Raw genomic sequence first — 18,444 nt, forward strand, 5'->3', positions numbered from 1 at the left:
AACCTACTAACGGTCCAGTGAGTGGGGATCTTCCCGAGATACTCCACACCAGAGTCTGCGTACTCCTCGTATGCTGGCCAGTTCACGCTCCAACCTCCGCGAGCATCGCCTGGATCTCAGTAACCAGGCCCCGCAAATCCTTCTGGATCTCTTTCAGCGGCCGGGGCGGGGTGTACCGGTAGAAGTGCCGGGTGAAGGGGATCTCGTAGCCGATCTTGGTTTTGTCATGGTCGATCCACGCGTCCGGGACGTGCGGAAGGACTTCGCGCGCGAAGTACGCTTCGATACCCTCTCCGAGCGGCACGTTCTCGGTGTCCCGCAGCGACGAATCCGCTTCCGGCTCACCCTTCGTCATGATCACATCGGCCCCGGGGTCGTGCTGTCCGACCGTGGTCCAGATCGCCTTCACCACCGGCGCAGCGGGCTTCGAGATGCCCGCGTCCATGAGCGCCAACTTGAGGTCGATGACGAACTTGTCGCGATTCGACCACGACCGGCCGACCAGAGAGGTCAGTGCGGAACGCACCGAATCTTGCTCGTACGCAGAGAGTTTAACTACTGCCTTTGCGGTGAGCACCTGCTCGACGGTGTCCTCATGCACATGGAAACTCAGTTGCAGGGGACGTTCGACAGTGATGGTGCGGTAGCCGAAGTCCTCGTTGGCGAACACTTTCGACAGCGCGGGCTCGTCGGTGCCGTCGTCGTGACGGAACTCCTCGTACAGCTCGCAGATCAGCTTGATGTCCTGGTCGCGGAGTTCCTTGCGCTTGGAGCCCAGTGACTTCCGCATCTTGCCGAACATGTCGACCGCATTGATGAGCTGGATCTTGCCCTTGCGTTGTTCGGTCTTCTTGTTGTCGAGAATCCAGATGTAGGTGGCGATGCCGGTGTTGTAGAACATGTCCGTCGGCAGCGCGATGATCGCGTCCAGCAGGTCGTTCTCGATGATCCACTGACGAATGTTCGATTCGCCCGACCCAGCACCGCCGGTGAACAGTGGGGAGCCGTTCAGGACGATCGCCAGCCGTGAGCCCTTGTCCTGCGGTCCGCGAACCGGGCGCATCTTCGAGATAAGGTGCAGCAGGAACAGTAGCGAACCGTCGGAAACGCGGGGCAGCCCAGGGCCGAAGCGGCCGGCGTGGCCGCGCTGCTCGTGCTCATCGGTCACCTTCTTCTGCTGGCTCTTCCACTCCACGCCGAATGGCGGGTTGGACAGCAGGAAGTCGAAGTGGTGGCCGGAGAAGCCGTCGTCGGCCAAGGTGTCGCCGAGGTAGATGTTGTCGACGCTCTGGCCCTTGATGATCATGTCCGACTTGCACATCGCGTACGAGCGGCCGTTGACCTCCTGCCCATACAAGACGGGCTTGGCGTCGGGATTCATCGCGGTGAGGTGGTCGTAGGCGACCGACAACATGCCGCCGGTTCCGGCGGCGGGGTCGTAGATGGTGCGGACGATCCCTGGGGCGGTCAGCTCGAGATCCTTATCGGCGTAGAGCAGGTCGACCATGAGCGCGATGACCTCGCGCGGGGTGAAGTGGTCGCCGGCCTGAGCGTTGTTGGACTCGGCGAACTTCCGGATCAATTCCTCGAAGATGTAGCCCATGTCATGCCCGCTCACCCGATCCGGGTGCAGGTCGACGTTCGCGAACTCCTTGACGATCAGGAACAGCCGATCCTTCTTGTCGAGTTCGGCGATCAGCGCGGGCAGACCGTAGCCGTCGAACACGTCCCTGATGTTCACGGAGAAGCCCTCGAGGTATTCGACCAGGTTGTCGGCCAGCCCGGACGCGTCGGCGGCCAGTTTGCCGAAGTCCCATACCGAGGTGTTGAAGAACGGCAATCCGAACTTCGACCTGAGCACGATGAACGGATCGATCCCGAGACCTTGCGTCTTCTTGTACTCGGCTAGCACCTCGGCCTTCTGGGGCGCGAGGATCGCGTCGAGTCGACGCAGGATCGTGAACGGCAGGATCACATCGCCGTACTGGTTCGGCTGATAGGGGCCGCGAAGCAGGTTCGCGATGCTCCAGATGAGTCCGGCATTGGTGGTGGCCATAAAGGAATCGTCCTTCATCCTCGATGCGGTGTTACACGTGGCCTGGGAGCAGAGGGAGTGGTCGGTGCGGCTCCTCGCCGAACGAGAGCGGCCCCGGGGGTTCCCGGGGCCGTAGACCGAGTCTCGTCGCGCGAATCAGACACCCAGCTCCGTCGCCGCCAGCGCCGTGCCCTCGATGCGCGCACGAATTTTGGCGAACGCGGTTTCCCGTGAGGTGGAGGTGTCGTCGGCGAACGGTGCGAAACCGCAGTCGTCGCAGGTGCCCAACCGTTCGACAGGCAGGTAGCGAGCGGCGAGCAGTACCCGGTCGCGGACCTGTTCGGGTGTCTCGACCTGCGGGTCGATCGGGTCGGTGACGCCGATGAACACCCGCGCATCGGCGGGCAGGTGCTCGGCGACCACGGCGAGCACCTTCTCCGGGTCCGGTTCGCTGGCGAATTGGAGGTAGAACGCGCCCACCCGCAGTTGCAGCAGCTTCGGCAGCAATTGCACGTAGTCCACGTCCAGGCTGTGTGTAGAGTCCTGGTCGCCGCCGGGGCAGGTGTGCACGCCGATCCTGGCCCGCTCCTCATCCGAGAAGCGTTCGAGCACCGTGTTGTTCAGCTCGATGAACTGGTCGAGCACCCCGCCGCTCGGATCCAGCTTGAGCGACAGCCGCCCCTCGGTGAAGTCGAGCTGCACCAGGTGCGCGCCCGCCTCCAGGCAGCCGCGGATGTCGGCCTCGGCCGCGTCCGCGAGGTCGGCGAGGAACTGCTCGCGCGGATAATCCTCGATCCCGTCGGCCGGATACAGCAGGCTCAGCGCCGACGGCGCGATGACGGCCTGCTTCACCGGAACGGTGGCGTGCTGCTGCGCGTCGCGCAGATAGTCCGCCGCGTGGGCGGCATAGCGGAACGGGCCCGAGGCCAGCCGGGGCAACTGTCTCTGGTGCCCGTCGGCGAACGGGATGACCGCCCCGTCCGGGGCCAGATTGTCCAGCCCAGCGATCGGATAAGTGGCGAAACTCGGCTTGGACTGCTCGCCGTCGGTGACGACGGGAGAGCCGAGTTCTTCCAGTTTGCGGATGGTCTCGGCGACCGCGCTCCGCTGGAGTTCGGCGAGCGCGGCGGCGTCGCCGGAATCGTTGGCCATGGCGGCCAACAGGTCGTGAGGTCGAGGGATGCTACCGATCGGTTCCGTTGGGATGCTCACCGGCCGAGTGTACGTCCGCGACCTGCGACTTCGACGCGAAATCACCTGTGCCGTAATTTCTTTCGCATCGGTCACGAATCCCGCGCGAGTCGCCTCGAGAGTTTGCACGAATTTCGCGTCGAAAGTCTCCGATCAGTCACAACAAGCCAAGCGCTCGAAGATCAGCGCCTCTACGTCCCAATAGACCCAAACGGTTCGAACCGACCAGCACCTCGGCGGAGTCGCTCGCACCCGCGTCAGTTCGCCACTTTCCCGGTCGAGACACACGAGCACCGCGTCGGCCCCGCGGCCGCTATTCGTTCGACCAGTTGGGCGAGGTCACAGTCGTAAATGGTGGCCAGGGATTGCAGCGTCTCACGGAAGCGGCGAGGGAAATCGACATAGTCGGTGGCCAGAGGCAGCATGATTCGGCCTAGCAGGCCGTCCTCGCCTGGAAGTCGCCAGATCTCTTTGATGTCCTGATCGCGGGACTCTAGTTGCCAGCCGTGTGAGGCAAGGTACTGGGACACCACCGGTGGCGACAACACCGACGCAGCCCCTCGGAGAGTGTCCCGCCGCGCGGTGATCGGCAGACCGCCGTCCACGCCGGTCGCCGTCTGAAGATCGCCGCTGTCCACGACGTCGCTCACCGCCCCCCATCTGACATTGCAGCAACGCTCGCCAACAGTAGCTCAAATCCGTTGTGGCATCTCGTGTTCTGCGGCGAACAACGAAAAGCGGCCCCGACCGTCTCGATCGGGCCACTTTTCGATCGCTCCCAGCGTGTCAGCCCTTGTGCGCCTTGACCGCTTCGGTTCAGCTGCAGGGCAACGTTCAACAGGCCGCCGACGATGCCGCTTCGGCGGTATCTCGACAAGCGCCTTATTGATGAGTACCGAGCTCGCGCGTCAGGTCATCGCGGCGGAACGCGAACGGCTGTTCTCACAGGTGATGGCTGAGTAGCTGCACCATTGACAGAAACCGACGCTGCAAACGAAAGCGGGCCCCGACCGTTTCCGGTCGGGGCCAGCTATCTGGCGAAGGTGAACTCAGCCCTTGTGCGCCTTGACCGCTTCGGTCAGCTGCGGCGCAACGTTGAACAAGTCGCCCACGATGCCGTAGTCGGCGATCTCGAAGATCGGCGCTTCTTCGTCCTTGTTGACCGCGACGATGGTCTTCGAGGTCTGCATGCCCGCGCGGTGCTGGATCGCGCCGGAGATGCCCAGGGCGATGTACAGCTGCGGGGAGACCGTCTTACCGGTCTGACCGACCTGGAACTGGCCCGGGTAGTAGCCGGAGTCGACGGCGGCGCGGGAGGCGCCGACGGCCGCGCCGAGCGAGTCGGCCAGCGCCTCGACGACCGAGAAGTTGTCGGCGGAGCCGACGCCGCGGCCACCGGAGACCACGATGCCCGCCTCGGTGAGTTCCGGACGGTCACCGGCCACGACCGGCTCGCGCGAGGTCACCTTGACCACGCCTTCTTCCTGCGCGGGCACCTCGACGGTGACCTTCTCACCCGCACCGGCCTGCGCGGAGGCCTCGACGGCGCCCGGGCGGACCGAGATCACCGGCACGTCGCCGGTGGCCTTGGCGTCGACGGTGAACGCGCCACCGAAGATGGAGTGCACGGCGGTGCCGTCGGACTTCACCTCGATGACGTCGACCAGCAGGCCGGAGCCGATGCGGGCGGCCAGGCGACCCGACACCTCCTTGCCCTCGGCGGTGGCGGCGACGATGACGGCGGCGGGCGAGACCGACTCGGTCAGCGCGGCCAGCACGTCGACCTTCGGCGTCACCAGGTAGTTCTCCACCTCGTCGGACTCGGCGATGTAGATCTTCTCCGCGCCGGCGGCGGCCAGCGCGTCGGCCAGCTTCTCGCCGGTGCCTGCCGTGCCGAGCACGACGGCGGCGGGCTCGCCGAGGGCGCGGGCCGCGGTGAGCAGTTCGGTACTGACCTTCTTGATCGCACCTTCGGCGTGCTCGACGAGCACGAGTACTTCTGCCATTTGTGTTCTCTCCTAGGAAGTCTGCAGCGCTGCCGAGATCAGATGATCTTCTGGCCGATCAGGTACTGGGCGATCTTGGTGCCGCCGTCGCCCTCGTCCGCGATCTTCTCGCCCGCGGTGCGCGGGGGCTTCGGCGTGGCCGCGGTGACGGTGGTGCCCGCGTTCGCGACGCCCACGGTCGACGGGTCGACGCCCAGGTCGGCCAGCGTGAAGGTCTGCACTTCCTTCTTCTTCGCGGCCATGATGCCCTTGAAGGACGGGAAGCGCGGCTCGTTGATCTTCTCGGTGACGCTGACGATCGCCGGGAGGGTGGCCTCCAGCTTGAACACGCCTTCGTCGGTCTCGCGCTCGCCGGTGATCCTGTCACCGTCGACGGTCAGCTTGCGCAGGTGCGTCAGCTGCGGCAGGCCCAGGTACTCGGCGATGATCGCCGGGACGGCGCCCGCGCGGCCGTCGGTGGCCTCGTTGCCCGCGATGACCAGCTCGACACCCTCGACCTGACCGAGCGCACTCGCCAGCACCCACGCCGTCTGCACGGCGTCGGAGCCGTGGATGGCCGGGTCGTTGATGTGGATGGCCTTGTCGGCGCCCATGGACAGCGCCTTGCGGATGGCCTCGGTGGCGCGGTCCGGACCGGCGGCCAGCACGGTGACCTCGCCGCCCTGGGCCTCCTTGATCAGCAGCGCCTCTTCGACGGCGCGCTCGTTGATCTCGTCGAGAACGGCGTCGGCGGCCTCGCGGTCGAGGGTGTAGTCACCATCGGTCAGCTTGCGCTCGGACCAAGTGTCGGGAACCTGCTTGATGAGTACGACGATGTTCGGCATCGGTCTTCGTCGACCTCCTGTTCTGGTTACACGGATGTGGTGGTCGCACGAGCTGCGCCGTACGTCCGGGTGGGTGGCTCAGGCCGTGACATTACCTTACGTTAAGTTACCCGTGGGTAACTTAGTGGCTTCTCTCTCACAATTGGTTACCACGCGATACAGTGCGCCGATTCGGCGACCCCTTCCGGACCCGCCGGAAGCAGCACTTCGGGGCGACCGGGTGGGGTGTCCCGCGCAGTTGCCGTGCCAGTAACGTCGGAACGATGAGCGAGGCTGTGATCCCTGCCGCAGTGGCCGACCCGACCGGTGACAGCGCGGACCCCGAGACGAGCACCGGCGCCGTCGAACCGCTGCCGCTGACCGGCGAGCGCACCGTGCCCGGCATCGCCGAGGAGAACTACTGGTTCCGCAGGCACGAGATCGCCTATGCCCGGCTGCTCGACCGCTGCGCCGGAAAGACCGTGCTGGAGGCGGGTTCCGGGGAGGGCTACGGCGCGGACATGATCGCCGGCGTGGCCGTCAAGGTGATCGGCCTGGACTACGACACCGGCGCCGTCGAGCACGTGCGCGCGCGGTATCCGCGCGTGGAAATGATCCAGGGCAATCTCGCCGAGTTGCCGCTGGAGGACGCCTCGGTCGACGTCGTGGTGAACTTCCAGGTGATCGAGCACCTCTGGGACCAGTCCCAGTTCCTGCGGGAATGCCTGCGCGTGCTGCGGCCCGGCGGCGAGCTGCTGATCAGCACACCCAACCGGATCACCTTCTCCCCCGGTCGCGACACTCCGCTCAACCCGTTCCACACCAGGGAACTCAACGCGGCCGAGCTGACCGAACTGCTGGTCGAGGCCGGTTTCGAGGTCTCCCAGATGATCGGCGTGCACCACGGGCCCGGCCTGCGAGCGCTGGACGCGAAACACGGCGGGTCGTTCATCGACGCCCAGATCGAACGGGCGCTGGCGGGAGAGCCCTGGCCCGACGAACTGACCGCGGACGTCGCGAGCGTCACGGTCGAGGACTTCGTGCTGGCCGAGGCGGACATCGACGCGAGCTTGGATCTGGTCGCCATCGCGGTGAAGCCTTGACCGATCGCAGTACGGTGCCCGGCGGGCACTCCGCAAGCCCCGTGCCGGGCCAGTTCACCCTGGTTCTGCACTCCCACCTGCCCTGGCTGGCCCATCACGGGCGCTGGCCGGTCGGCGAGGAATGGCTCTACCAGTCCTGGGCCGCTTCCTACCTGCCGGTGGTGGAGGTGCTGCGCACGCTTGCCGCCGAAGGCCGTTCCCACCTGCTCAGTCTCGGCATCACTCCGGTGCTCGCGGCGCAACTGGACGACCCGCACTGCCTGGCGGGCATGCACCACTGGCTGGGCAACTGGCAGTTGCGCGCCGACGAAGCCGCCATGGCGGGCAATCTCGCGCTGGGCAGGCACGAACACCGCCTGGCCGCCGCGGCGCTGGCCGAGTTCGAGCAGCACTGGCGCCACGGCGCGGCGCCGGTCTGGCGAAAGCTCATCGACGCCGAGACCATCGAGCTGCTCGGCGGCCCGCTGGCCCACCCCTTCCAGCCGCTCCTTGATCCGCGGCTGCGCCAGTTCCAGCTCACCGAGGGCCTGGCGGACGCCCGGCACCGCTGGGGCAGCACACCCACCGGCATCTGGGCGCCGGAATGCGGATACACCCCCGGCATGGAGGACGGTTACGCCGCCGCGGGAGTGACGCATTTCATGGTCGACGGCCCCGCCCTGCGCGGCGACACCACGCTCGGCCGTCCGGTGCGGGACTCCGATGTGGTCGCGTTCGGACGTGATCTGCAGGTGAGCTACCGGGTCTGGTCGCCGAAATCGGGCTATCCCGGCCACGCCGCCTACCGTGACTTTCATCACTATGACCATGCGACAGGTCTCAAACCCGCCCGGGTCACCGGCAAGACGGTCGCGGGTCCGGACAAGGCTCCCTACGATCCCGCACTGGCCGCCGCCGCGGTCACCCGGGACGTCGAGGACTTCGTGCGGACCGTCCGCGAGCGGTTGGTCTCCGAGTCCGAGCGGATCGGGCGGCCCGCCCTCGTCGTCGCCGCGTTCGACACCGAATTGTTCGGCCACTGGTGGCACGAGGGTCCGCAATGGCTGGCCCAGGTGCTGCGCGCGCTGCCGGAGGCAGGCGTCACCGTGGGCACCCTCGCCGACGCGCGAACCCGCGGCTACCTGGGCGAATCGGTGCCGCTGGCCGACTCGTCCTGGGGTTCGGGCAAGGACTGGCGGGTGTGGGCGGGCGAGCAGGTCCGCGATCTGGTCGAGCTCAACGACGACATCGTGCGGTTGGCCCTCGACACCGTCGACAAGATGCGCGCCGCCCAGGGCGGCGCCCCCGGCCTGCGTGACCAGGTCGCCGATCAGCTTCTGCGCGAGGCGATCCTGACCGTGTCCAGCGACTGGGCGTTCATGGTGAGCAAGGACTCCGCAGCGGGTTACGCGCGCGACCGCGCGCACCGCCACGCGCACGCGGTGCGGGAAATCGCCGCGGCCGTCGGGGCGGGCCAACTCGCGAAAGCACGGCAGTTGGCGGCAGGATGGGGGGCGGCTGACGGACTCTTCCCCGGCGTGGACGCGCGACGACTCACCTCCGCGGGGTCCGTACCCAGCGTCACCGGGGCAGTATCCGCCACCGCGCCAGGACCGGGCCCCGCCACCGCGGACCACGGACCGGAACCGGCGGACCCGGGCTCGGCCGCAGAAGGACTTGCATGAAGATTTTGATGGTGTCGTGGGAGTACCCACCGGTCGTGGTCGGCGGGCTCGGCAGGCATGTGCATCACCTCGCCGTCGAACTGGCCGCGGCGGGCCACGAGGTGGTCGTGCTGTCCCGGCGGCCCTCCGGCACCGACTCCTCGACGCATCCCACCCACTCCTACATCGCCGACGGGGTGCTGGTGGTGGCGGTCGCGGAGGACCCGCCGCTGTTCGACTTCGGCGAGGACATGCTCGCCTGGACGCTGGCCATGGGCCATGCCATGGTGCGGGCGGGCGTCGCACTGGGCAAGCCGGGCATCGGCGACGGCTGGACGCCCGATGTGGTGCACGCGCACGACTGGCTGGTCGCCCACCCCGGCATCGCCCTGGCCGAGTACTACGACGTTCCGCTGGTGTCGACCATCCACGCCACCGAGGCCGGACGGCACAGCGGCTGGGTCGCGGGCAAGGTCAACAAGCAGGTGCACTCGGTGGAGTGGTGGCTCGCCAACGAGTCCGACGCGCTGATCACCTGCTCCTCCTCCATGCAGGACGAGGTCGAGCGGCTCTACGGCCCGGAACGCATCCCGATGACCGTCATCCGCAACGGAATCGACGTGGGGGCGTGGACGTTTCGCCCCCGCTCCCCGCGCAGCGGACCGCCCCGACTGTTGTACGTGGGCAGGCTGGAGTACGAGAAGGGCGTGCAGGACGCGATCGCCGCGCTGCCGCGCATCCGCCGGGCCCACCCCGGCACCACCCTCACCGTGGCGGGCGTCGGCACCCAGTTCGAGTGGCTGCGCGAGCGCGCCCGGGTGCACCGCGTCGCCCGCGCGGTGACCTTCGCCGGTCAACTCGACCACGCGGAACTGCTCGGCTGGCTGCACGGCGCGGACGCGATCGTGCTGCCCAGCCGGTACGAACCTTTCGGCATCGTCGCCCTGGAGGCGGCCGCGGCGGGCACTCCCCTGATCACCTCCACGGCGGGCGGCCTGGGCGAGGCCGTGATCGACGGCGTCACCGGCGCCTCGTTCGCGCCCGCGGACGTCGACGGCTTGGTCGAGGCGGTCCGCGCCACCCTCGACGACCCCGCCGCCGCGCAGCAGCGGGCCTATGCCGCGCGGGAGCGGCTCACCGCCGACTTCGCGTGGGACGTGGTGGCCGCGGAAACCGCCCAGGTGTACCACTCGGCCAAGCGGCGGGTGCGCAATCCGCTGGGCCGTCCGACCATCGTGGAACGTCCACTGCCGGAACGCGACCCGAAGTAACCCGCGGGCCCGGCTAGGCCGCGAGCTTCTTGACGATGCGCTCGACAGTGAGCCAGGTGCGGGTGGTGATGTCTTTGCCGTAGGTCTTGTCCAGCCAGGCCATGAAGTCCGGCGTCTTGCCCGGCTCACTGTTGTCGATGACGGCGAGGAACGCACGCGCTGCCTCGTCGTAGCCGACGATCCGGGTGAGCGGATCGGGCTGCTCGGGCAAGGTGGCCGGGGCCTCGGCCGTGTCCTTGAGGAACGTCGCGATCAGGTATGTCCCGCGCCCGTGGGTCAGGCCGTGGAACGGGTCGCTGTCCAGCAGCGCGCGAAGTTCGCCGAGGCTGCGGATGATCGTGCCCCCGCCGATGCCGAGTTCGCGGTTCAGCGCCTGCTGTATGCGATTTTCCAGCGCGGGCACGTCGGTCTCCGCGCTGTGGAACACGATGTTGCCGCTGGCCAGCACCGAACCGACACCCTCGAAACCGAGCGACTCGAACACCCCGCGCAGCTTGACGTTGCTCATGTTCGGATTGCTCGGCGCGATCCCGCGCAGTAGGGCGGCATAGGCAGTCATAGCGCCGAACCTACTCGCCCGCACCGACGAACCCGGGGCACGCTCCGTCAGGCGGACTGCGTGGCCCCGTTCTTCTTGCGCGCGATGTCTTCCAGCGCCGCAAGGTATTCGGCCCGCTGCTCGGCTCCCGCCTCCCAGACCGCCTTGCGGTTCTTGACCACCTTGGCCGGTGCGCCGACGGCGATGCTGTAGTCCGGGATCTCGCCCTTGACCACGGCGTGCGCGCCGAGCACGCAGCCGCGCCCGACGCGGGTCTCGCGCAGCACCGTCACCTTGGCGGCGATCCAGGTGTCGGGGCCGATGCGGACCGGGCTCTTCACGATGCCCTGGTCCTTGATCGGGACGTTGATGTCGTCCATCTTGTGGTCGAAGTCGCAGATGTAGCACCAGTCGGCGACCAGGGTCGATTCCCCGATCTCGATGTCGAGGTAGGTGTTGACGACGTTGTCCTTGCCGAACACCACCTTGTCGCCGATGCGCAGCGAGCCTTCGTGGCAGCGGATCGCGTTGCCGTCGCCGATGTGCACCCAGCGGCCGATCTCCATCCGGCTCAACTCCGGGGTCGCGTGGATCTCCACACGGCGGCCGAGGAAGACCATGCCGCGCAGGACGATGTGCGGGTTGGCCAGGCGGAACTTGAACAGCCGGTAGTAGCGCACCAGATACCAGGGCGTGTACGCCCGGTTCGCGAGCACCCAGCGCAGCGACGCCGGCGTCAGAAAACGCGCCTGACGCGGATCCCGGCGGCGCGATCCCCGCCAGCGCGAGCGCAACGGTGCGCCCCACATGCTCGTCACGAACGGCTCTCCTGTCGTGGTCCTACCGGCCGTCGCCCGCCTCGGCGGCGACGGATAGAGCCTATCGCCCGGGACGACGGCCGCGACGAGCACCCGCGACGACAACACCGGGACGCGTTCACCCGCGCGCGGACCTCCCGTACAGTGACTCCTGCGCCGGAGACGGCGACGGCGAACGCCAACGACGAACAGGAGTACGGCAGGTGCGAAGCGGCGGCGTACTGGCTACTTCCATGTGGCGACCGTCCCGGAAACGTGCCGCGGCCGTGCTGGCCGCGGTCGGCGCGCTGGCATTGACCGGCTGCGGCACCGACTACGACGACATCACCGTCGGCACCGGCAAGGGCTGGACCGCCGCCTACCACGACGGTCGCAACAGCGGCGCCAGCCCGGTCAGCGGATCGCAGAAGATCGCGCTGAACTGGTCGCGCCCGGTCGGCGGCCCGATCGCGCAGCCGATCACCCTCGGTCCCGACAGCCAGCTGTTCGTCACCACGCGCCTGCCGAACTGTTCCATCTTCTCCTTCCAGATGGCCACCGGCCGCAAACGGTTCTGCAACGCGATGGGGCCGAGCGCGATCGCCGCGCCGTCGGCGGTCGACTGGATGACCAACGTCTACGTCGGCGACGACAGCAAGGTGATCTCGTTCAACTACCTGGGCCAGCCGCGGTGGGCCACCCCCGTCGCGGGAACGCCGGTCTCGGTGCAGTTCACCGGCGACGGAAAGTTGCTCACCGTCACCCAATCCGGCCAGGTCGACGTGCTCTCGCGGCAGACGGGCGAGCGGACGGTTCCCACCGTGCAACTGCTCGGCGAGCCGGACTTCCTCGCCAACGCCGGCCTCACCTGGCCCGACTCGGGCCAGGGACTGGCCGACTGCGCCGCCGGAGGGCCGCAGTGTCCCGTCGCGAACATCTCCCCGATCGACACCGCCAGCGGCCGCTTCTACGTGACGCTGTGGCAGCCGGGGCGCCCCGCCGCGGCCGTGGTCGCGCTGCGCTACGCCGACGGCGAGATCGAGCAGCAGTGGCGCGCCGAACTGCTGGAGCGCGGCAGCGCGACCAGCCCGGCCCTGTCCGCCGACGGCGGCACCCTCTACGTCGGCGACAACAGCGATCGGCTGATCGCCCTCGACACCGCCGACGGACGGACCAAGTGGGTGCGCCGGATGGAGTGGACACCGCGCGGCGGTATCTCGGTCGCCGGTGACGGCCTGATCATCCCGTCCGGCGACGACGGCCACCTGCTCGCACTGCGAGACACCGGCGACGCGGTCGAAACCGTCTGGGAGCGAAAAGATCTCGCGATCCGCGGTCCCGTGGCGCAGGCGACCGGCGGCACCGGCTACGCCACCGCGGCGATCGGCGACGGCCTGAACCTCGTCACCTTCGACACGCGCACCGGGGACACCCTCGATTCCGACGTCCTGCCCGGCGCGAAAGGGACCGTCACCGGCACATCGATCGGCGCGAAGGGCGAGGTCGTGGTAGCCACCCGCATCGGCGAGATCTTCGCGTTCGAACCGGAGTAGCACTCGGTGTGGCTCGCCGCAGGCGGTAGAGTCGCATCGATCTTGTAGTCGGGATGGGGTTCACCGGGGGGAATCATGGCGAAGGGCGAGATCCTCGCGCAGCTCGGCACAGCGACGCTGGTCGCGTTCACCTTGCTCGCGACTACCGCCGCCTGCGATCACACGGTCGACGGGCATCCGGCGGCGGTGCCGCAAAGCTCCGGTGCCGCGACCACACCGGCGAAGGCGGCCGACGAGCCGTTCGCAGAACACGCCGTGGCGGACGAATGCGTTCTCAGTGGTGCGGAGATCAGCGCGCTCGCGGAGGTGAGCCTGAAAGACGGGCAGGACACCAGCACCAAGCGCAGTGACGGTTCCTATGGCCGGAGCTGCAACTATTACCTCACCGCCGGTGGCGTCCTGTCCTTCACCGCGTCCATCAAGGTGCTGCGGCCGCAAGAGGGTCCGGTCACGGAGGCGACCATCGCGCGGCTGACGACGCCGACCACGCGCACCCTCCCGGGGATCGGGCGAGCGGTCCTCGTCGAAGCGAAGCCCGACTTCCCGCAGGCATGGGTCCTCACCGACCGGTTCGCCGTCCGCATCTTCCTCGTCGGCAGCAATCTGACCGGCCCGCCGACCGACCAGCGCTGGGCGGCCGCCGCAAGGTTGGTAGTCGCGAAACTGCCGGCGTAAGCACATTTCCACCCGATGGTCACGGCGTGGAACAGAGGAATACCGTCGCGGCGCGGCCGATGCGAGTGATCACCAGCGTGTGCGGTCGGGCGCCGCGCGGTTTGAGACGCGAACGGAGGGCGTCCGGGTCGACGTCGACGCCACGGACGAGGATTTCGAGCGGACCGCAGTCGCGGCGATGGAGTTCGGCGCGCAGGGACTTCTCGCGGAAGTCCATGCGGTCGAGGATGCGGAAGCCACGAACCCCGTCCGGCACCGTGTCGCCGGTGAGGTAGGCGATGCGGGGATCCAATTGCCACAGACCGTATCTGGACGCGAAATGGCGGACGAGACCGGCGCGTACGACAGCGCCGTCCGGATCGATGATCCACTCCCCCGGCGCGCGCGTGTCGATGTCGTCGGGTTCGGCGTCGGTGATGGTCCACGCGGCTCCCTTGGACGAGAGCACCGTCGCGCGGCGGGTGACACCGGCCTCGGCGAGTCCCGTGGACCACAGGCACGCCTCCCGCACCGAACCGTCGAGCGAGACCACCTCCACCTCACCGGACCAGCCGAGGCGATCGAAATCCAGACCGGGAGCGCATTTCACGGCGAGGTCGCGGCCGGGGTAGGCCGCGAGCAGGTCCGGCAGCGGCGGGCTCAGTTTGGCCGGGTCGTGGGTGCGGCGGCCGTCGGAACGCCGAGCCGGGTCGGCGATGACCACGGTGTCGCGACTGCTCGGGCGCAGCGCGTCCGCTCTGACCAGCAGCACGTTCCCGGTTCGCCCCAAAGGTTCAGTGGCGGACGCGAGCGAATCCGAATCGCCGCCGCCGAGCCGGTGCGTCCCCAGGTTGTGCGCGGCGATCGCCAACCGCACCTCGTCCAGATCGCTGCCGAGCACGGCCGGGCACACCCGGGCCAGCTCGACTAGTTCGGCTCCGATCGAGCAGGTGACGTCGTGCACCGCCCGTCCCGCCAGCCGTGCGGCACGCTGCCGCGCCACCGGCGTCGGGGTGGCCTGCTGTAGCGCGTCGTCGGTGAACAGCCACTGTTCGGCGTCGAGGAGTTTCGCGGCGGCCCTGCGCCGCAAACGCACGGTCTCGATCAGGGCCGCGGCCCGGTCGCCGTGCGCGCGGCGCACCCGCTCCAGATCGCGCAGGTGCGTCGCCGCGGTCAGCGGCAACAGGTTCACCTCGGTCAGCGCGGACCGGCCGGCCACGCCTGCCAGGTACCGCACATCGTCCTGGGAGAAGCGATAACTCACTACCGCTCCCCCGCGGACTTTCGCGCCGCATCGATACACCTGATTGCGGCGATCGCTACCGCGCCGACGGCGATCCCACGAGGTTTCGCCCGCTCACCGATTCGGCGGCCGCCCATCTCCGCGTGCCGGAACGGGAACGACGCCGGAGACCGGCTTACGTCGAACCCGGCGGCACGGTCGGCGCCGCCGAGGTCGAAAAGGGTGTCGCGACCCACTACTTTCCGGCGGAGCTCGGCTTCACGCCGGTGATCATGGCGTTGTAGAAGAACTGGCGCGGAACCACGCGGCGCATGACGTTCTCGTCCACCCAGCTCAGTCCCAGCCAGGCGCGGTACATCGCCATCCGGTAGCGCCAGGTGAGCTTCTCGGCGGGCACGGCCGCCTCGAAGGTGCGCACCGGCCAGCCCCACAGCGCGGCCGCGAATTCCTCCGTCTTCGCCGACACCTCGACAGCGCCCGCCGAGCGGGCCATCGCCTCCAGGTCACGCGGATCGAAGGTGTGCAGGTCGACGACCGCTTCCAGGGCCGCCGCGCGCGAAGACTCGTCCAGTTCCTCCTGCGGGCGCCGCCAGTCGCTCAGCATCGGCAGCTTGGTCACCGTGGTGGTGGCCTTCCAGGTGATCCGGCCCAGCCAGCGGGCGTAGAAATTGCCCACCGTGGTCGGCTCGCCGGCGAAGACGAAGCGCCCGCCCGGCTTGAGCACGCGCAGGCACTCCTTGAGCGCCAGCTCGACATCCGGGATGTGGTGCAGCACGGCGTGGCCGACCACCAGATCGAAAGTGTCGTCCTCGTAGGGGATCGTCTCCGCGTCGGCGACCCGGCCGTCCACGTCCAGCCCGAGATTCTGCGCGTTGCGCAGCGCGACCTTCACCATGCCCGGCGACAGATCGGTGACCGAACCGGACTTCGCCACGCCACCCTGCATCAGGTTCAGCAGGAAGAACCCGGTACCACAGCCCAGTTCGAGCGCCTTGCCATAGGGCAGCGGCGCGGGACCCACGGCCGCGTCGAACCGGCCGCGCGCGTATTCGATACAGCGCTCGTCATAGGAGATGGACCATTTGTCGTCATAGGTCTCGGCTTCCCAGTCGTGGTAGAGAACCTGGGCCAGCTTCGTATCCTTGAGCGCTGCTTCGACCTCTGCCTCGGTGGCGTGCGGGTTCGGCGCGGGGTCGTCGGGACGTACCGTCATGGTCGGCAAGCCTACCCAAATCCCCAGTTGACGCCTGCTATCGCCCCACGAATTCCGCCGACCCCGGACCGTCGGCCAAATAGGAACCTGTTCCTATCAGGCGATCTTGCGTCGTGAACAGGCCCGACCACTCGCCGCGGGCCCGATCGAGGCCGTGCGGACCGGCTTCGAACACCGCCTTCGCGGCCGCCAGCGCGCGGGCCGGACCGTCGGCGAACTGCCGCGCCCACCGCATCGCGGCGGTGTACACGTCGTCCGGCGCGACGACCTCGTCGACCAGGCCGAGCGCCTTCGCCTCTTCCGCTTCGACGAAGCGACCGGTGTAGACGAGGTCCTTCGCCGGGCCCGGCCCGATCAGCAGAGCCAGCCGACGGATGCCCGCGAGCGGGATCAGGCCGGTCTTGATCTGCGGAAGGCCCAGCTTGACGTTGTCACCGATGACGCGGCGGTCCGCGCCCAAGGCCAGCTCCAGCCCGCCGCCGAGGCAGTAGCCGCTGATCGCCGCGACGGTGGGCTGCGGAATCCGGGCCAGGCAGCCGAGGGCGTGCTGGAGATCGGCCGCCATGGCGGCGGCCTGCTCGCTCCCCAGATCGAACAATTCGGCCACGTCGTCGCCCGCCGAGAACACCCGTTCGTCGCCGTACACGACCACCGCGGCGACACCCTCGTCCGCGGCGACGGCGTCCGCCGCCTCGGCCAGCTCGCGCACCAGCTGCACGTTCAGCAAGTTCATCGGCGGGCGGGCGATCCGGAGGACGGCCACGCCCCGCGCGGCATCACCCTCCGGCAGCTCCAGGGTCACGAATTCGGCCATGGGAGGCCACGCTACCGGGTGGGCACCGGCGTGAGCGGTCAGGCCCGGAGGCGGTAGCGCAGCGTCACCACACAGGGCCCCGCACACGCCGAAAAACGACACAGCGTGAGCGGTCAGGCCCGGAGGCGGTAGCGCAGCGTCACCACGCAGGGCCCAGCACACGCCAACAAACCACACAGCGTGAGCGGTCAGGCCCGGAGGCGGCAGCGCGGCAACATTCAGGGGCGCGCGGATCCTTTGAGCCGTCCGGGGTCAGGGAGGTCGGCGAAGTAGCGCTCGTTGTCCGGGAAGGACAGCAACCGCTTGCCGTCCAGGTCGGCCAGGACCGGCATGATCGGATCGATCGCGGGCTGCGCGGCCAGGATGTCGGCGGTGGACCGGAACGCACCGAGCGCGACCAGTTGCGACCAGGTCGGCGGCAGCAGCACGTCGGCGCCCGAGCGCCAGCGGTCCAGCGCCTCGGCGGGGGTGCTCCACTGCACCTGCGCCGCCTCGGAGGTGGCGCCGTCGGCCAGCTGCCCCTCCGGCAGCACCGCCACGAAGAACCGGGTGTCGTACCGGCGCGGCTCGATGACTGGCGTGATCCAATTCGCCCACGGCCGCAGCAGGTCCGCGCGCAGCACGAGCTTCTCTTCGGCGAGGAACGACGCCAGCGACAGTTCCCTGCGCTCCAGCCTGCCGCGGGCGTCCCGGTACCGGGTGGTGTCGGAGACGACGCTGTCGTCGGCCGGACCGGCCAGCAGCACGCCGCATTCTTCGAACGTCTCCCGGACGGCCGCGCAGACCAGCGCCTTGGCCCTGGCCTCGGTGGTGGCGAACCGCTCGGCCCACCAGGCGGGTTCGGGCCCGGCCCAGGCGATGTCCGCGGTCCCGTCGGAGGGATCGACGCCGCCGCCGGGGAACACGGTCATGCCCGCGGCGAACGCCATGGCGCCCACCCGGCGTTGCAGGAAGATCTCCGGCCCGTCGGCCCCGTCGCGCACCAGCATCACCGTCGACGCGTCCTTGATCGGCGGGGCCGGTTGCTGAGAGTCTGCCTGCGCTGCTGTCTCACTCACCCTTGCACCCTAACGCGCGCTTGGTAAGCGACCGCATGCCCTCAGCGGGTGCGGTGCCTGCCCGCGCGCCGCGCACGCCGCGCGAAGTAGCGGCCGTCGACGCGATCCAGCGCGATCGATTGGCGGAAGGCGTCGCTGAGGTTCTCGGCGGTGAGCACGTCGGAGAGCAGTCCCTGCGCCACCACTTCGCCCTCGTTGAGCAGCAGGCCGTGGGTGAACCCCGGTGGAATCTCCTCCACGTGATGGGTGACCAGCACGATCGCGGGCGCGTCCGGGTCGGCGGCGAGATCGCCGAGCCGCTCCACCAGTTCCTCCCGGCCGCCCAGATCCAGGCCCGCGGCGGGCTCGTCGAGCAGCAGCAGTTCCGGGTCGGTCATCAGCGCGCGGGCGATCAGCACTCGTTTGCGTTCGCCCTCCGACAGCGTGCCGTAGGTGCGGTCCGAGAGGTGCTCGGCGCCCAGGCTTTCCAGCATGTCGATGGCGCGGTCGGTGTCCATGTCGTCGTAGCGCTCGCGCCAGCGG

At 68.6% G+C, this 18,444-nt stretch carries 17 protein-coding genes; 5 read left to right on the forward strand and 12 right to left on the reverse strand.

All coding sequences use genetic code 11. The features are described from left to right. Nucleotides 1-82: 82 nt before the first annotated feature. The 5 genes from ON27_RS19445 to ON27_RS19465 form a co-directional block, all read right to left on the reverse strand. Nucleotides 83-2,056, reverse strand: a complete 1,974-nt coding sequence (locus ON27_RS19445) for a type I restriction-modification system subunit M (RefSeq protein ID WP_043729345.1) — start codon at nucleotides 2,054-2,056, stop codon at nucleotides 83-85. A 135-nt stretch (nucleotides 2,057-2,191) separates the two neighbouring features. Then, nucleotides 2,192-3,247, reverse strand: a complete 1,056-nt coding sequence (locus tag ON27_RS19450) for a cobalamin-independent methionine synthase II family protein (protein WP_043729348.1) — start codon at nucleotides 3,245-3,247, stop codon at nucleotides 2,192-2,194. Between the two features lie 236 nt (nucleotides 3,248-3,483). Next, nucleotides 3,484-3,876 carry a hypothetical protein gene (locus ON27_RS19455; protein ID WP_043729350.1) on the reverse strand — a complete coding sequence of 131 codons (393 nt, stop codon included), beginning with the start codon at nucleotides 3,874-3,876 and terminating at the stop codon, nucleotides 3,484-3,486. Between the two features lie 399 nt (nucleotides 3,877-4,275). Next, nucleotides 4,276-5,232: an electron transfer flavoprotein subunit alpha/FixB family protein gene (locus ON27_RS19460; protein WP_043729352.1), complete on the reverse strand. Its 957-nt coding sequence runs from the start codon at nucleotides 5,230-5,232 to the stop codon at nucleotides 4,276-4,278. Nucleotides 5,233-5,270: 38 nt separating this feature from the next. Next, entirely contained in the window at nucleotides 5,271-6,056 is a 786-nt protein-coding gene (locus ON27_RS19465) for an electron transfer flavoprotein subunit beta/FixA family protein (protein WP_043729353.1), read from the reverse strand. A 263-nt stretch (nucleotides 6,057-6,319) separates the two neighbouring features. Here ON27_RS19465 and ON27_RS19470 point away from each other — a divergent pair, with 263 nt between their 5' ends. Genes ON27_RS19470 through ON27_RS19480 form a run of 3 tightly spaced genes read left to right on the forward strand, consistent with a single transcriptional unit; the run spans nucleotide 6,320 to nucleotide 10,052 of the window. Continuing rightward, nucleotides 6,320-7,138: a class I SAM-dependent methyltransferase gene (locus tag ON27_RS19470; RefSeq protein ID WP_043729355.1), complete on the forward strand. Its 819-nt coding sequence runs from the start codon at nucleotides 6,320-6,322 to the stop codon at nucleotides 7,136-7,138. Continuing rightward, nucleotides 7,135-8,802, forward strand: a complete 1,668-nt coding sequence (locus tag ON27_RS19475) for a 1,4-alpha-glucan branching protein domain-containing protein (protein ID WP_083887671.1) — start codon at nucleotides 7,135-7,137, stop codon at nucleotides 8,800-8,802. Before ON27_RS19470 ends, ON27_RS19475 begins: the two co-directional genes overlap by 4 nt. Next, the gene (locus ON27_RS19480; protein ID WP_043729359.1) at nucleotides 8,799-10,052 is read left to right on the forward strand and encodes a glycosyltransferase family 4 protein; all 1,254 of its coding nucleotides are present in this window, start codon (nucleotides 8,799-8,801) and stop codon (nucleotides 10,050-10,052) included. Before ON27_RS19475 ends, ON27_RS19480 begins: the two co-directional genes overlap by 4 nt. A 13-nt stretch (nucleotides 10,053-10,065) precedes the next feature. On the opposite strand, the gene ON27_RS19485 is transcribed toward ON27_RS19480, so the two are convergent. Beyond that, on the reverse strand, nucleotides 10,066-10,611 hold the full coding sequence (locus tag ON27_RS19485; protein WP_043729361.1) for a DUF1697 domain-containing protein: 546 nt from the start codon (nucleotides 10,609-10,611) through the stop codon (nucleotides 10,066-10,068). Between the two features lie 47 nt (nucleotides 10,612-10,658). After that, a complete protein-coding gene (locus tag ON27_RS19490; protein ID WP_043729363.1) occupies nucleotides 10,659-11,408 on the reverse strand; it encodes an acyltransferase in 750 nt (249 codons plus the stop codon). 203 nt (nucleotides 11,409-11,611) lie between these two features. On the opposite strand from ON27_RS19490, the gene ON27_RS19495 reads away from it, so the two are divergent. After that, nucleotides 11,612-12,940: an outer membrane protein assembly factor BamB family protein gene (locus tag ON27_RS19495; protein ID WP_245560013.1), complete on the forward strand. Its 1,329-nt coding sequence runs from the start codon at nucleotides 11,612-11,614 to the stop codon at nucleotides 12,938-12,940. 75 nt (nucleotides 12,941-13,015) lie between these two features. Continuing rightward, nucleotides 13,016-13,615 carry a hypothetical protein gene (locus ON27_RS19500; protein ID WP_043729365.1) on the forward strand — a complete coding sequence of 200 codons (600 nt, stop codon included), beginning with the start codon at nucleotides 13,016-13,018 and terminating at the stop codon, nucleotides 13,613-13,615. Nucleotides 13,616-13,634: 19 nt separating this feature from the next. Here the strand turns inward: ON27_RS19500 and ON27_RS19505 are convergent, their stop codons facing one another. From ON27_RS19505 to ON27_RS19530, 5 genes are all read right to left on the reverse strand, one after another. After that, nucleotides 13,635-14,858 carry a THUMP-like domain-containing protein gene (locus tag ON27_RS19505; RefSeq protein ID WP_043729367.1) on the reverse strand — a complete coding sequence of 408 codons (1,224 nt, stop codon included), beginning with the start codon at nucleotides 14,856-14,858 and terminating at the stop codon, nucleotides 13,635-13,637. A gap of 214 nt (nucleotides 14,859-15,072) precedes the next feature. Further along, a complete protein-coding gene (locus ON27_RS19515; protein ID WP_043729374.1) occupies nucleotides 15,073-16,050 on the reverse strand; it encodes a class I SAM-dependent methyltransferase in 978 nt (325 codons plus the stop codon). A 37-nt stretch (nucleotides 16,051-16,087) separates the two neighbouring features. Next, nucleotides 16,088-16,864 carry an enoyl-CoA hydratase-related protein gene (locus ON27_RS19520; RefSeq protein ID WP_043729376.1) on the reverse strand — a complete coding sequence of 259 codons (777 nt, stop codon included), beginning with the start codon at nucleotides 16,862-16,864 and terminating at the stop codon, nucleotides 16,088-16,090. Nucleotides 16,865-17,082: 218 nt separating this feature from the next. Beyond that, entirely contained in the window at nucleotides 17,083-17,853 is a 771-nt protein-coding gene (locus ON27_RS19525; RefSeq protein ID WP_169334519.1) for an NUDIX hydrolase, read from the reverse strand. 110 nt (nucleotides 17,854-17,963) lie between these two features. After that, on the reverse strand, nucleotides 17,964-18,444 hold a 481-nt coding region (locus ON27_RS19530; protein ID WP_043729397.1), incomplete at its 5' end, for an ABC transporter ATP-binding protein.

Source organism: Nocardia asiatica NBRC 100129 (assembly GCF_000308415.1).
In the GTDB taxonomy this organism is placed as follows: Bacteria; Actinomycetota; Actinomycetes; order Mycobacteriales; family Mycobacteriaceae; genus Nocardia; species Nocardia asiatica.